The organism is Flavonifractor sp. An91 (genome assembly GCF_002159225.1).
Lineage (GTDB): Bacteria > Bacillota > Clostridia > Oscillospirales > Oscillospiraceae > Flavonifractor > Flavonifractor avicola.
Map to the genome: position 1 here is coordinate 68,581 of NZ_NFHA01000005.1, position 15,120 is coordinate 83,700.

The following is a 15,120-nucleotide window of genomic DNA, read 5'->3' on the forward strand; positions in this document are numbered from 1 at the left end:
ATGTATTGATGGAAAAGTTAAATTACAATAATGTAGGGTTTTATCTTGAGTATTATGACCTTTTGGGTTATATGATTGCTACTGGATTATATTATGAGGGTGGTAGTGCAGTTTTGGACTTCTATGGGGCTAATCAGTTTCTTTCACAAGATGAGGTTAGGCTTTTGGAAAATTTAAGAAAAAAGACACCTGAAAGTTGTGAAAAAATTATGTTATCAAAAGTTTTAAATGTCTTTTTAGGTGAAGAAGATGCTTTTGTAGGAGATTTTAATGACTTTGGGTATAATGAAGACAAAGTTCCTGTGAATTACTTTTTTGAGAAGGAAATAATTAATAGAACTGAATATAAAGCCTTTCGTAAAAAGGATTTAGCAGCATTTAAAACATTTTTAGTTACCTTGAAAGAAAATTGGGATAGAATAAACTCTGGTTGTGCTTGTTGCAAGAACTGTGATAATATTCGTAGAATAACTTCAAAGCATAGTACTTCTGTGCATTGGCAAGATTGGAGTGATTTTTGTCAGAGTGGTTATTACACTAGATATTATAGATATGTCCCTGATATTTGTTTAAAAGAGTTTGCAAAAGATTTTGATTGTAAGTCTATTGATGAATTTTTGGGTGTTATTGACCATAATAATAGATGATAACTTTGATGATAATGGTTTTTGGTGAGGGTTTTGGTTGATGGTAACTAAGACTCTCACTTTTTTTATTTAGACATGTTAGGATTTAAAAGGACATAAATTGAGAGACATTTTATCTATATATTAATAAAGAATTGTTGATATATATTGTTGAATAATTTATTAAATGAAAGGGGTTATTAAAAATGAATTTATATTCTGTAGTAGGTAAAAATAAGGTGGGCAATAAAATTGTTTGGTGTATAGAAGATGATACATCAGGTTATAGAAAAGCAGTAAAAACCTTAGAATTAAAAGAAATGATACAGGATCATATGGTTTATAATGTTGCTTATCAAGGCGGTAAAATAGTAGAAGTGCCTCATGCTTTAGAATGTTTAAGTTTATTATATAAAAAGGTTTTAGAAACCAAAACGGTTTATGTAGAGTATAAGTTTGTAAAGTCAAGCAATAGAGTATATATCAAGTTATATAACAGTTATAATGAGGATATAACTGAATTGATTTATAATGTGATATGTCGTATTTTCACAAAATCACAGTGTTCTTTAACGGAAAGTAAGTGTATCTCGTTGGATAAAGGTAAAAGGGTTCATGACTTATTGCCTGCTTTAAATCTGTGTAACTCTTATTATGGGTTGTATTATCAAGAGCCATTGGTAGATGAAAAACTCTATAAATATGTGGCATAAATAAAATAAAGGAGACCAGAGACTATGACGATAAGAGAGTATAAAAGAGAGTTTTCAAAGCATATAAAAAATCACACTTTAGAGGTGCAAGAGGTTTCCTCTGGCTATTCTGTTAGTTTGGATGGTCATAAAATGGGTCCGTTTTCTACTGTAAATATGCTTGATTCTTACATATATAAGTTATTGGGTACTTCCCTTTTAGAGAAGTCTTATATGGGTAAAAAAGAGGTATCCCCTGCTTTTGTGAATTCGTTTTGTGATTATATCCGCGAGGGTCTGAGTGTAGATGTTGAAATCCGAGAGAAAGATGGTAAGTATGTGTTGGGTTATAATGAGCCTGACTTAGAGAAAAACAAGTTGTATTTCCGTGTCTTAAAGAGATCGGACTCTCTTTATGGTATCTATAATGCCCTGGTAATCTTTGAAAAGGGCATTCGTGCTGCGATGTATGCTTGGAGTTAAAGTAAAGATTATTTAGGAGTGGTTTTAGACCACTCCTTTTTATTTTTAGGGTTTCTAAAATTAAGGGTTTTAGGAAATCTAAAATTGTTAGTGTTTGTTTTAGGGTTTCTAAAATCAAAGGTTTTAGGAATTCTAAAATTATTCGTATTAGATTTTAGGAAAAATAAAAATAGACATGTTTTCGTAATCATTCGGACATATATGGTTAGTTATGGACATGTGAGCTTATATTGTTTTGAGGGGTGACAAGAAAACAATGGTTTATGTTAAATAATAAAAAATAAGAAAGTGAGGTATAAGAAACGATGAAAGAAATAATGACTAAGTTATATGAGAAAGGCAAGAGACCTTTATCTTTGTTGTTAGTTATAATAATGGTGTTGTCAATGGTTAATTTGACAGAGATATTTGCTGTAAGTATAGGCGATGTAATATCTTTTACTATAAAAAGAAGTCCCTCAGATTTGGCATCTACCTATCAAACAACTTATGGCACGACTTTTGAAGATTACTTTTTAAGTGGACCAACAGAGTATTATTCTTTTGAAAATCATGTTTTTAGACGAGAAGATAATAGTGTCTTATATAAAATAGGTATAGGAAATACTCCCGTTAAACCTACTGATAAAATAGTTTCAAATGGTAGATATGTTTGGGATGTTGCCCCTGATATAACTATATATATAAATTACAGTATGGTATCAGCTCGTTTAGGTGAAACTTGGGGTGATTTTGTAGAACGATATATGCAAGAAGGTGGTTCAGACACTACTACTTCTAAACATGACCAATATTATATTAGTGGAGATAATATTCGTGATGGTTATGGTGATTTAATTAGACAAGGGAATATTCCTGTTGTTGTAAGTGATTATGTTCAAGAGGGTGAATACACAAAAGCCCCTTTAATAGAGTTTACAGTACAAGGTGATACTTTTTATTGTGTTCAAGGAACTCAATGGTTTAATAGTTCGGGTATGAATCCATTTGTAGGTGGTGCAGATGGATTATATGGAAACCCTTCCAATTTGGATTCTTTGTTTACCACACAAAAGGGATATACTGATGAAAGTACTTATGTTTATTATAATGGACAAATAGTTTATCAAAACGGAAGACCTGTTGCTTGGTGGGATACTATTTTACCAGATAAAGAATTAGAATATATAGAATTTCAAATTGATGAAACTGTTTATGCTGCAAATAGGGAAAGCACTTGGACAACTTGGGTAGAGAACGAAACATTAAATAAGGCTTCATTCTCTGCTGTAGATAATAATATAAAAAGTGCATCAAATGCTCTTGTTTATTATGGTGATAATATTGTGGAGAGTTCAAATGAAATTATAGAATCAGCAATGTATAGAACATTATTAAATCAAGTTGCAATTAATTTTACTGTTGATGATAAACCTTATTCTGCTCTTGAAGGAGAAACTTGGTCAGATTTATTGGAAATATTACATACAGGTGAGTTTATTGTAGATCAGGGATTTGTTAAATCAACTTTAACAAATAGTATAATAAAATATAATGAAAATCCTGTAACTCCTTCTGATTTATTAATAAATGGTGCTACTTATATAAGCAAAGAAGAAGTTCGTTATTATATGTATATAGATGATACAAAATATGAATTTGGTCAAGATGAATATGGTAATAATATGACTTGGTCTCAATGGGTAGAAAGTTCTTATAATACTGATGGTATCAAAATCAATCCTTCAAATAGTGAAGTTGAGTTATTGGATGGTACTCCTGTATGTATGAATGGTAATCCTGTTCACTCTTATGAAACTATTTATGAGCAGAAATACACAGCCAAAAATATAACATTTAGTGTCAATTATGAAAGTTTAATTTCTTCTGATAATTCAACTTGGCAGAATTGGTTGGGTACATCCAATAATATAAACAATTACACTACTGATAATACCAATGTGTATGATAATTATGGAGATAAGATATTACAGCCAGTAACTCATATTCCCGTAACAGTTGGAGACAACATCATAAAGAATACTCGTTATGTTACTCAAATATCGTTCTATATAGATGAACAAGAATATGAGGGTTATTCAGATTATACTTGGTTAGATTGGGTATCTTCTGATTTTAATACGGATAATAAGTTTAGTATAAACAAAGATGGTTTGTTAGTAGATAACTTAGGTAATAAAGTGGGTCAAATTCAATGGGATAATTCTGTAATATATGAAAATAGTTATAGTCAATTACAGCGAGATATTCATTACTCCATCTTATATAATCAGGAAACAACTGTAGAGTTTATGATAGATAGTGTTACTTATGAAAAATATGATTATATGACTTGGAGTGAGTGGTTAGAATCAGATTTTAATACTGATGGTTTCACCATTGGAAATTATGATGCATATAGTCAGGGTGTATTAAGTAGTGTGGGTAATGTTGTTTGTCATTATGATTTTACTTATGATGGTAGTTGGTTATGGACTGTAGGCTTACAAGAAAACATAGTAACAGATAAAAATTATCAAACTTTTGCTCCAATTGCTCCTCAGTTTCATATAGGTTCAAACACTTATTTTATGAATGAGGGTCAAATGTGGAGAGATTGGTTAATGTCTCCAGCAAATACAGATAATTATTTGTATGGTTATAGTGATGAAAAAGGAATGGGTATCTATGTAACATTAGATGGCACAAATTATATTGTTACAGATATGGGTACTACGGTTCAAAGGGAAAATCAAATAACAAAAGATTATACATATAATTTAGAGGTTATCGATGGTGAAATATCAGAACTGATAGAGTTTTGGGTTGAAGGAAATCAATTATATGCTAAGAAAGATATGCCTTGGGGTGAATGGATTTCTTCTTCTTTTAATACCGTAGGTTATACTTTAGATGGAGAGAATATTAAAGATGGCGATAGGGTTCTTTATTATAGAGATTGGTCTTCTTCTACTTCAGGTACACCAGAAAGTATTTTGGTAGGTAAGACTGATGTAATAGATAACCATTTTGAGTATTTGTTTGAAGATAAACCTAATGTGGATATAGAAAAAATACAATTTAATATAGAAACTACTTCTTATGAAGCAGAAACAGATATGTCTTGGTCATCATGGGTAAGTTCTACTTATGGCAAAGGTTTTTCAATAGTTGAGTCAGATGCTTATGGTCAGGTTGTAGTTGATACAGCGGGTCATGTAGTTTTAGAGAATGATAACTCAACTCCTGTAACAGTAATGGGTATAATAGCCTCTGGTGGTCAGTACTATTTATCAGATTATGTAGTAGATAATGGTAATACAGATGATCCAGGTTCAGATGTAACAAATCCTCCTAAAGATGAGTCCACTTATATCATAGTAGATGCAGAGCCTACAATGTTTAAGGTTCAAGTACCTATTAAGATAGATGTATCAATGGATACCGAAGGAACAGTTACAACGGGTTCAGGCTATACCGTAGATAATTTATGTGCTATGGGTCCTGTAGTGATAGAAAATATAAAAGTAACAACAGCAACAAATTGGAAATTATCAGATTTTAATGCTGATTATGCAAATATGAAAGTTTCTTCTCGTGTGATAGGTTTACAAATTAATGGAGTTAATGTAGAAACTGATGGTTCTGTCATTATGAATGATAGTTTGAGTAGTGTTATAAGACATGCGGAATCTAAGGAATTAACTTTTGCTGCAAAGTTACCTGCTCAAAAAACGGGTATTCAAGAGAATGCTGCTGCTGTTATCTTTACAGTTGATTTTGATAAGGCTTAATTAAAAAAGGAGTTGTGTTTATCGCAACTCCTTTTTTTAAGGAGTTGAAAATTATGAGAACATTTGATAGTTTAAATATTTATAGTGAATTGAAGAGTGAATATAATTGTTTTTGTATGTTATGTAATGGGTATTATAGTATACCTAAAAATAAATTGACAATTTATTGTGAAAAAATATCAAATAAGAAGTATGGAAAGAGGTATCGTCCAACCAAGAGATATTATAGCGAAATATTTTGCAAAAATTGTCGTACAAATGATATAAAGGAGAAAGGGAAAACATATTTATCGTCGTTACATTGGCAAACAATAAAGGTTTTAGAGGATTTGGGCATTGACTCTTATGAGGTTGAAAAAAGTTTTGAAGATTTAATGGGTAGAAATAAAGAGTTAAGATATGATTTTTGTATTGAAAAAGATGGTAAAACATATCTAATTGAGTGCAACGGGGTTCAACATTATGAGGCTGTTAAGTTTAATGAAAAAGAAACATTAAAACAAAGAAAGGAAAACTTAAACAAGCAAAAAGAGTATGATAAAAAGAAAAGAGAGTATGCAAAAGAGCATGGTTATGTTTTTGTGGAAATTTCTTATCTTTACAATTACTCAGAGGAAAAGAGTTTGTTGAAAAGAGTGTTGGGTATTAAGGACTAATAAAAAGGGTCGTACACGACCTGTATGCTTGTTTTAAGAAGGGGGGTGGTAAGGATACCACCCCCTTTTATAAATAACCGTGTAGAGCCTGTATGCTTGATATTAAAGTAATTAGATGGTTGAAAACCTTAAACAGGTGGATGGGGTTTTTATAAAAAATAAAAATAGACATGTTTTCGTAATCATTCGGACATATATGGTTTGTTATGGACATGTGAAATTATATTAGTATGAAATCAGTTAAGGAAAAAATGAAAAAGGTAAGAAAGGGGTTATGAAAATGACAGAGTTGAATTGTTTGGATAAGTTAAAAATCCGTTTGGGTGCTTTGGAGGAAAGATTAAATCGTCCTTACAAATTGAGTTCTACAGATAAAACTTTTATCCATGATGGTTTGTTAGCAATTTCTGAAAGTTTAAGTGAAATCTTAGAGGATGATGTTGTTTTAGAAAGAACGAAATTGAGTTTAGAGTATAACACTCGCAAGAAAAGGATTTTATATAAGAAAACTTTACAGGATTTAAGGGCTTATTTAAATGTAGCGGGTTCTATGGAATAAAAACAAAAGTAATTAGTTTAGGTTAAGGGGTGATATTAAAGAAGAAAAGAGTGTTTTATATGAGATTGACTGAAAAAAAGAGTGTAGAAAAATATTTACAGGAAGTTCGTAAAGAGTTTAAAGCAGGTAGGGTTTTAGAAGATTTGTTAGAGACCTCGGCGGTAGAGTCAGTCGAAGAAGTCAAAAAGGCTTGCCCTGACTTTTTAAAGGCTGCTGTATCGTATATAAAATTGGCAGAAGTTAAAGTGCAACAGGGTTATATACCTACTCAGGCGGGTTTAGTGTGTGACTCCTATGAGGAAAGAAAGCAGTTACAGAGAACTTTTACCTTAGATGATATGCAAAAAATTAAGGTTTTTTATCCTGATTGGTGGTTGAGTGGGTATGAACTTTTTATCTATCACTTGATGGAGGCCCTTTTTGATGCTTCTCTTATGATCGAGCAAGGAGCAGAAAGAAAGTTTAGAGAGTTGGTTACTTTATATAGGTCTTTTAAGAGGGTTGAAGAAGTAGATGGTTGGTACTTTGCTATATATGAAAAATCTGTATTATTTATAAACACTTTATCTGGCAAGATTTTTAGTTTGAAGAAGTCAAGAGTAACAAAGTTTATATCAGATGAGGGTATTAAAGAAATAACGAGAGAAAATGAAAAAGGAGATATTTTTTACTACTTAGTTTTAAATAAAGGTAGAAAAATCCCACTTATGAAAAATCAAAATTTGACGGATATTTGGCATTTAGAGACAAGATTGAAAGATTTTAAAAAGCAGTATCAAAATGTTGTGTTAAAAGACTATGATTTAGAAACAAAAACACCTGCTGTTCAGTTTCCTTCCCATATTATCATTTTGTTAGCGAGATTTGGTATAAACCCAGTTAAACACTTAATTTTGAAAGATAGTTTGATTACATGTGATCACTTAAATATGGTACCGAGTCAAAATGGTATAAATAACTTGGAAATGGTAACTCGTAAGGATAATCTTTTGAGAGCAAAGAGTAAAGATGTAAACATAAAGAAGTGTGTTTATTCTTATAATTTGGGTGCTTTTTGGGAGTTTATAGAGGGTTCATTTAAGATGGCTCGTTCAGAGGTCCGTATGAGAAAAGATATTATGACAGAGTATTGGACCCCCATTTTAAAAGAAAAGGCAGCAGAAGAAATCTTGCTTGCCGTGTAATAAGAAAAGGAGTGTTTGATATGCTGTCATTTTCAGTAAATAACAGAAGTTTAAGGGTTGATTTGGTTGCTCAGATAGCAAACCAATTAAATGATTTTAATAGGGAGTATGCTACTGATGCTTACATATATGCCCTTGAAAATAATCCTTCCAAGATAAACCTGAATTATTTTTCAAAGGAAGCAAAAAAGTTAAGAGATAAAGAGCAAAGTCGTGATAAAACTATACCTCTATTAAGTGAGGAAGAAAAAGAGATGGGTTATGAAGGGGTTTTAGAGACGGACTCTCCTGAACTTATTTTTCTTTCTTTTGAGGAAGATTTAATGGAAAAGATAGAAAAGAATTCAATAGATTATGAGAGTAAGATAAATGAGTTTTGGGTTCTGTATCAAATGATATTTAGAAATGATGGGTTTGACTTTTTTAAATTGCTTTGGTTGACAAAAAATGACCCTTCTGAAAAATGCTTTGAAAGATTAAGATGTTTATCTGAAAAGTATGATATAGAGGACTTTATTAAACTCGTGTTGTGTGATGAAAAATTATTTGACATGATAAAGTCAAAATATTAAGTTTGGACATACGACTAAACTTAAAGGCATGTTGTATGACCCCTCCTCCAGATAGTTTTAAATTAAGTAAAAGGAGGGGTTCTTATGAAAACAAAAAGATTGGGTGCTTTTATAGGAGATGCAGAGTATAAGGCTTTAAAAGAGTATTTAGGGAGTAAAAATCAACCTGTTACAGAGTTTTGTATAATAGCATTAACAAAGTATATGCTTTTAGAGAAAGCACCAAATAACTCAAATAAATCAGAAAACTCTAAACATTTGAGTTTTAGGGTCTCTGATAATTTTTATAAAGAAGTAGAGGGTTTTGCAAAAGAAAAAGGTGTTTCAAAATCTGCTATACTTCGTAATGCTATTGCAGATGCTGTAAAATAAAGGGGTTATGACTATGAGAAAGAAAATGGGTACTTCATTTATTATATATGTTATTTTATTATTGAGTTTTATTGGGTTATATCTTGTAAATAGTTGTTCATCTATAAAATGGGATTTGATAACATCAAATTCAATGGAACCAACTTTGATGACAAACTCTTTGGTTTGTACTGATTATACGATTCCTTATGAGGATATTGAAATTGGTGATATAATCCGATACACTGAGAAAAGTATTACAGATAGAGAGATAATGCATCGGGTTTATCAAAAAACAGAGTTACCAAATGGTGAAATAATCATCATAACAAAAGGTGATAATCTTGCAGTTCCTGATAGATGGACTGTTACAGAAGATACCTATATTGGTAAAGTAGTAGATGTAAATAATGATGTAGTTCCTATCCTTGATTTCTTATATAGTGGTAATGCTCAACAAGTAAATACAATATCTTTGATATTGATAGTGGTTGGTTTTTTATTAGTTCTTTTTGGTTTAATTTATTGTGTAGTTAGTATTGTTTGTGCGGTTTTAAACAAGAAAAGGAGGTAATTTATATGCATGAAGTTATAATTGAACAAGTGCATAATCGTGAGGGTTCAAATAAGAAAATTCAGTTTAAAGGTGTTTTAAATAAGGTTTTGGTTTCAGGGTTAATTTTGGCAACTGCAACGGGTATGGTAACTCCTGCTTTTGCTGCTCAAGAGACTATAAAAGATGCAGTAAGAGATAGTGCTTTTGAAATGACTGTTCAAGAGACAGTTCAGGGTGTTATCGTAGAGATTACAAATACCTTGAAAAGTATAGAGGCTCAAAAAAAGAGTGGTCGTGTATCAGAGGGTGAACTTTCTACTTTGGCAACAATGATTTTTTCTCTTGAAACTGCAAAAGGTAGTGAAGTTCAGTCTGTAAGTGAAATCCTTAATAAAGTAGAGACTACTATACAGGGGTTATCTACTGATACGACTGAGGTTAAGGTTGCCATAGGTTATGTGAGAAGTGTTTTGGGTATCACTCATATAAGTGTTGAAAATCGTGTAGCAACTGTTAATTTCAAGGATGTACCTTCTTCTCATTGGGCTTATACAGCAATTTATGAAATGGGTAAAAAGGGTTTGTTTGCGGGTAAATCTACAAATGCTGATGGTTCTGCAAACTTTGCTCCTAATGACACAATGACTCGTGGTGAGTTTGTAACAGTTGTGGTTCGTGCTTTATATAATGAGGAATTGCAGGCTCAAAGTGCTGTTGCGGGTTCTCCTTGGTGGTATGCTTCCTATGTGGTAGCAGTTGATCAGGGTTTGCTGAAGGAATCAGAGTTAGATAATGGTGATTTGAATCAGGTTATGAATCGTCAAGAGATGGCAATGGTTTTAAGTCGTGCTGCTACTGCTCAGGGTGAAACCTTTGGCACACTTATAGATGAAAGTAGAATTCCTGATTATAGTTCTATTGGTACTTATTATCGTAATTATGTAAGACAGGCTTATACGAAGGGTATGCTTGCTGGAACGGACACTGCCGGCACTTTCAGTCCAATGGGTACTCTGAATAGGGCTCAGGCTGCTACTGTCTTATATCGTCTTGTAGAGCCTTCTACAAGGTCAGAAGTTGATACTTCCCCAGTTCAAGTAACGGGTCAGGCCCAGACTTGGGTAGAGGGTCAAACTCATAGTATTCCTAAGGCTGGTGATACTGTCATCAAGGCAGATGGTACAAAGGTAGTCTTAAAGGTTGATCCAAAGAGTGGTGTCCTTGGTGCTGGCCAGGGTGTAGATATTGTAACAGGCACAACAAGAAATGGTTATACTTGGAATGTTGGTGATTTGCATTGGGATGATGATAGTGTCCTCCGTAAATGTGAAAAGACAGGTGAAGTCCATTCTGGTGCTGAATGGTTAGAAATCTATAGTGCCTTTAAACCTACTTCAAATGGTAGTAAAGATGGCGAAGTAAGGGATAATTGGTATCAATGGGACTCCATCGTAGAGGAATGGTTGTGGATTGGACCAAAAAGGGGTTAATCTAAAAATAGACATGTGAGGATAATAAATAGACATAAATAAACACAGTGTTCTTCTATTAATATAGGGAATAATATTTGTGGTAGTGAAAGTAAGTAAATAATAGTAAGATAAAGAAAAGGAAAAAGATAAAAGATAGTTTTAGGAAAGTAAAAGTAGATGGTTGGTGGTCTTGGTTAAAGGTCATAACTATCCTTTTACTTTCCTTTCTTTTTGAAAGAATGTTGAAGAAGGGGGTTTAAAAAATGATAAAACTATCAAAACAGTTTATTTCTTTGTTGTTAGTGATAGTTATGGTTATAGGATTATTACCTTTTTCTGCTTTTGCTGACACTGGTAACAATGGTGAAACTGGTTATGAGGATCAAGGTAATGGTGGCAGTGGAACGGCGACCTGGAGCATACCAGGCCGAGATTATTGGGGTGTCCGTTTTTCACTATATTTCTCAGAGGATAAGACGGGTAAAGACGGTTTTGAGCCCGTGGGCGATACGATAGACACTTGCATGACAAGTTTTGGTTATACACCAAATCGTGCTTCAATGTTAAATGTTTATCGTAGAATGAATGGTCAGATGAATGAATTTAGTTTTGAAGCAGTAGATTATTCTTCCATTTGTTTAACTCGTAGCAGTTCTCCTGCTTTGCAGAAGTTTCCTAATCTCATGCAGGATGGATTATCCTCAAAAGTATTAAATAAATACTTTATGGGTATTGAGGAATTACCCGCTGATTTAACTACAATTGAAACAAAAGACATGGACTTTACAAATACCGATGCTATTGTAGATTTGATAATCAAAAATACATCAGATATAGAAGTCAATTTCAAAGATGGCATTTACAAAACTAAAGATGAAACTCGTTATGGTATCTTCAAGTTATACTATGAGCCAATTTTTTATTTCAAGGTGAATAGCACAACTTATGCAATGACTTTAAGAGATGCCATAGCATTTTATAACTGCAAACCCAATTTAACGAGTGAACAAGGTTATGACTTTGTAGTTTTCTATTTTAGATTTTTGAAATACCTTGCGAATGCGGCATACTTGGTTCAGGATGAAGTATCTATTGATATGAAAGGAAATTCATCGGGTACTTTAATGGATTCAAGTGATAGTTCTTCTGATGTGAAATCCTCTATGAAAAAAGGGGGTTTAATGTATGACTCAATGGGTGTTGGTGTTGTGACGGGTGGTATCTATGGTCCTCCTGCTCCAGATGTTTTAAAGACTTATGTTGTAGTAGATCGTGTGGATGCAGATGGTACAGTTCATTATAAAAAAGCGGCAGATTCAGTTATAGAGAAAGCAGAATTCCGTGTGGATGCAACGGGTGATTTAAGTCAAGTTCCTGCTTTTGCTTTTGAAGAGGGTTTAGATGTAGGTACAGCGGTCTTAAATGACATTATGACGATAGGTAAGGATGTTACAGTTTCTGATGCTACTGAGTGGACTGATACTGAAATGCCAACAGGTGTTGGAGTTGATTTATTAGCATCTTCTCGTGATGTGGCTGGTTATTGTACGGGTATCATAACAGGTTCAGAGATTTTTGTTGATACCTATAAAGAATATTCACTTTTGGTTGAACCTTCTTCTGCTGCTATGGAAGCAGTCAAAGAGAGTTATGCTGCTATGAGTGAATCAAGTGGTAATAGTGCTATTGAAACAACTCAAATCATCCCTGTTGGTCTTTGGGGTCGTTCTACATTTACTGTAGTCATAAAGATTGTTGATGCTATTCCTTATGTATATATCAATGACATAAAAATGGGTAAAATTGAAGATGGTCAAGTTGTAAAGATTACAGAGGATTCAACAGAAATGGGTAATTTGGGTATAAGAACTCCTGCAAATAACTTATTACTTCGTTATGTTGTTATACCAAACCCTATGCAAATAAATGTCATTCGTTTAGTTGAGGAAGGTACAGGCAAAGTTAGTTATATAGATGGTGGTCGTTCTCGTTTAGAAACAGTAGGTACAACAGTAAATGTTCAAGAACCTGTTGTAGATAATATTGCAAAATTGGGTAATCCAGAGTTGATTGAGTGGGTAACAAATAGTGAGTATCCTTTGAAGGACATCTCAAATGGGACATTACCAAGTCCAAGTTCTAATGGTTTGACTGGTTCAGATCGTGTGATACCCAACTATCCTCAAACTCCATTAGTCCATAATCTCTATGTTTTGTGGGAAATCAAAGTACCAGCAAAGGATACAGAAAATCCTTCTACTGAGTATGAGGTTCCAGAGTGGAGATTGAGTAAGTATTGGGGTCCTGAGGGTGTTCCAGATGGTGCAGCAACAATGACCTTACCTATCACTTATGGGTGCTGTGGTCAGGCTCGTTTAAGTCCTTCAGGCTTTTGGAGATATACTGTAAGAAATCCTAATGGAAAGACAAATGATGGTTCTCATAGTCCTTCCAATATGAAGTTATATAGTTGGATTCATACTGAGACTGTAAATACGGGTGATACAGCATCAGTTGGTGCTTATCAGCCTACAGCAATAGTAACAGTTGATGGTATTATAAATGCAATAAAATCAACTGATACTTCTGGTTTAAAGGTTGTAAGTTGGTTAGATAAAGGCAGTATAAATGGTTTGAAATCTTATGATATTTCAAGTGATACAAAGGGTTCTGCTTTTAATAAGAGTCAATATAGTTATAATGTGCTTTTAAACTTTAATACTTTGAATTTAGACACTTATACAAATACATGGCCAAGTAGACACTCTCATAAGTATGGTGGTCATTGCCATAGATGGATAAACTCGAAAACAATAAGTCCTTTGGGTGCATCTTATATTCCTTATGGTCTGACTACCAAAATTACATTTGACCGTTATTTAGCAAAGGGTTCTGATAAGTTGGTCGTTTCTCCTTATGTATCAGAAGAAAATGGTAAAACAATCGTATCTTATCAGACAGATACGACATTAAAGATTTATCCTGAGATCGCTATGCTGTTTGATAATGATATGAATCAGAGTTCAATTAAATGGGCTGTTGGTGAGCAAGCAAGAGAGATAAATCCTGTTGTATGGCATACAATGCAATTTAAAGTCTATGTAGATGAAAATAGTAATGCTGCTTCTTTTGCAACAGATAGTCGTGGTATAACAACAGCAAATCGTATGGGTGAAGCAAATAAACAAATTGCTTATAAAGGAACTTCCATCAACACTTCCTTCAAAATTCAAAGAAGTGAAGATGATAATAAAAATGCGGGTATTTTAACAGTAAAGACTTTTGCTTTGGATATCACAACAAATAAGAATGGTGTCAATGTAAAGGATGCTTGGGGTGCCAGTAGTTATAAACCAGAAACCTTGCATACCAACTTTATAGATAGTTGGGATGGTTTCAAAGGGTTATCAACAGAAAGATTAGAGGTTCAGTCCTCCAAGTTATATGTGGGTGCTGAGAAGAATCAGTCTGTAGGTTTGACAAAACTGAAATATGATGGAAAAGAAGTTGTAGAATTCACTCATGAGTTAATTGTTCGTGGTGGTGAAGTCGTAGGTGTTAAGTATCAGGATAGAGGTACAGGTGCTTACTCTGTTGTTGCTATTTCTGATTTAGAGAAAAAGGATGCAGGGTTATATGAGGCTTTAGAAGGCATGAAGTTGATAGGTAAAAATAAAAATGAAACAGTATTTAAGGGTTTTGAGCATCAGACGGGTGCATCCTTAAATGAGCAGAAATACATTGACCTTGCTACTTCTGCAAAACAGGCTTTAGACGGATTAACAACTAATAACTTATCATTAAATAAGGGTTGGTATAGTGAGGATTCAACTGTTCTTGTAGTAAAAGAGTATGTAACAAATTATGGGGTTCCTTCAATCTCCTACTCTGATAAGTTATCACAATCCGTAGCGGGTTTGGAAACTCCTTTAGATAAAGGTCTATTCTTCTCTATTTTGGGTAAAGGTTACACCTTTATAAATTACACTTACACAAATAACAATTTAAAGAATATAAATGGTGGTTTATCAACAGCAAAAGTATTCTTTGAACATAACTCCCGTTTGGGTTCTCCTTTTGGAAAGCAGCAGACAGATTATTTAGTAGCAAATGTAAGTGTTTTAGATACTTCAAGATTATATTAAAAATAAAGTGTTAGGGGCTATTTCCCTAACACTTTTTTATTTTGCCTTTTT

The 15,120-nt window shown here is 33.1% G+C and carries 12 protein-coding genes; all 12 read left to right on the plus strand.

The window, feature by feature from the left end; translation table 11 throughout:
* The first annotated feature begins 8 nt into the window (after positions 1-8).
* The 12 genes from B5G42_RS04875 (at position 9) to B5G42_RS17800 (ending at position 15,069) form a co-directional block, all read left to right on the plus strand.
* The gene (locus B5G42_RS04875) at positions 9-647 is read left to right on the plus strand and encodes a hypothetical protein (protein WP_087267270.1); all 639 of its coding nucleotides are present in this window, start codon (positions 9-11) and stop codon (positions 645-647) included.
* A gap of 185 nt (positions 648-832) precedes the next feature.
* Positions 833-1,339, plus strand: a complete 507-nt coding sequence (locus tag B5G42_RS17775; protein ID WP_140399798.1) for a hypothetical protein — start codon at positions 833-835, stop codon at positions 1,337-1,339.
* A gap of 24 nt (positions 1,340-1,363) precedes the next feature.
* Positions 1,364-1,801 (plus strand): hypothetical protein, encoded by a 438-nt coding sequence (locus B5G42_RS04880; protein ID WP_087267273.1) that lies wholly within the window; start codon positions 1,364-1,366, stop codon positions 1,799-1,801.
* A 305-nt stretch (positions 1,802-2,106) separates the two neighbouring features.
* A complete protein-coding gene (locus tag B5G42_RS17780) occupies positions 2,107-5,574 on the plus strand; it encodes a hypothetical protein (protein ID WP_162611041.1) in 3,468 nt (1,155 codons plus the stop codon).
* Between the two features lie 53 nt (positions 5,575-5,627).
* A complete protein-coding gene (locus B5G42_RS17785) occupies positions 5,628-6,230 on the plus strand; it encodes a hypothetical protein (RefSeq protein WP_140399800.1) in 603 nt (200 codons plus the stop codon).
* A gap of 274 nt (positions 6,231-6,504) precedes the next feature.
* Entirely contained in the window at positions 6,505-6,789 is a 285-nt protein-coding gene (locus B5G42_RS17790; protein WP_162611042.1) for a hypothetical protein, read from the plus strand.
* Between the two features lie 59 nt (positions 6,790-6,848).
* Positions 6,849-7,973, plus strand: a complete 1,125-nt coding sequence (locus tag B5G42_RS04890) for a hypothetical protein (protein ID WP_087267278.1) — start codon at positions 6,849-6,851, stop codon at positions 7,971-7,973.
* Between the two features lie 20 nt (positions 7,974-7,993).
* Positions 7,994-8,545 carry a hypothetical protein gene (locus B5G42_RS04895; RefSeq protein WP_087267281.1) on the plus strand — a complete coding sequence of 184 codons (552 nt, stop codon included), beginning with the start codon at positions 7,994-7,996 and terminating at the stop codon, positions 8,543-8,545.
* An 84-nt stretch (positions 8,546-8,629) separates the two neighbouring features.
* A complete protein-coding gene (locus tag B5G42_RS17795) occupies positions 8,630-8,917 on the plus strand; it encodes a hypothetical protein (protein ID WP_140399802.1) in 288 nt (95 codons plus the stop codon).
* Between the two features lie 13 nt (positions 8,918-8,930).
* Positions 8,931-9,470, plus strand: a complete 540-nt coding sequence (locus B5G42_RS04900) for a signal peptidase I (protein ID WP_162611043.1) — start codon at positions 8,931-8,933, stop codon at positions 9,468-9,470.
* Between the two features lie 5 nt (positions 9,471-9,475).
* Positions 9,476-10,942, plus strand: a complete 1,467-nt coding sequence (locus B5G42_RS04905; RefSeq protein ID WP_087267286.1) for an S-layer homology domain-containing protein — start codon at positions 9,476-9,478, stop codon at positions 10,940-10,942.
* Positions 10,943-11,187: 245 nt separating this feature from the next.
* Entirely contained in the window at positions 11,188-15,069 is a 3,882-nt protein-coding gene (locus tag B5G42_RS17800) for a hypothetical protein (RefSeq protein WP_140399803.1), read from the plus strand.
* The last annotated feature ends 51 nt before the right edge of the window (positions 15,070-15,120 follow it).

Coding starts and splice junctions, on each gene's coding strand:
- B5G42_RS17780 (WP_162611041.1), top strand. CDS start 2,107: ATGAAAGAAATAATGACTAAGTTATATGAGAAAGGCAAGAGACCTTTA.
- B5G42_RS17785 (WP_140399800.1), top strand. CDS start 5,628: ATGAGAACATTTGATAGTTTAAATATTTATAGTGAATTGAAGAGTGAA.
- B5G42_RS17790 (WP_162611042.1), top strand. CDS start 6,505: ATGAAAATGACAGAGTTGAATTGTTTGGATAAGTTAAAAATCCGTTTG.
- B5G42_RS04875 (WP_087267270.1), top strand. CDS start 9: ATGGAAAAGTTAAATTACAATAATGTAGGGTTTTATCTTGAGTATTAT.
- B5G42_RS04880 (WP_087267273.1), top strand. CDS start 1,364: ATGACGATAAGAGAGTATAAAAGAGAGTTTTCAAAGCATATAAAAAAT.
- B5G42_RS04890 (WP_087267278.1), top strand. CDS start 6,849: ATGAGATTGACTGAAAAAAAGAGTGTAGAAAAATATTTACAGGAAGTT.
- B5G42_RS04900 (WP_162611043.1), top strand. CDS start 8,931: ATGAGAAAGAAAATGGGTACTTCATTTATTATATATGTTATTTTATTA.
- B5G42_RS17775 (WP_140399798.1), top strand. CDS start 833: ATGAATTTATATTCTGTAGTAGGTAAAAATAAGGTGGGCAATAAAATT.
- B5G42_RS04905 (WP_087267286.1), top strand. CDS start 9,476: ATGCATGAAGTTATAATTGAACAAGTGCATAATCGTGAGGGTTCAAAT.
- B5G42_RS17795 (WP_140399802.1), top strand. CDS start 8,630: ATGAAAACAAAAAGATTGGGTGCTTTTATAGGAGATGCAGAGTATAAG.
- B5G42_RS17800 (WP_140399803.1), top strand. CDS start 11,188: ATGATAAAACTATCAAAACAGTTTATTTCTTTGTTGTTAGTGATAGTT.
- B5G42_RS04895 (WP_087267281.1), top strand. CDS start 7,994: ATGCTGTCATTTTCAGTAAATAACAGAAGTTTAAGGGTTGATTTGGTT.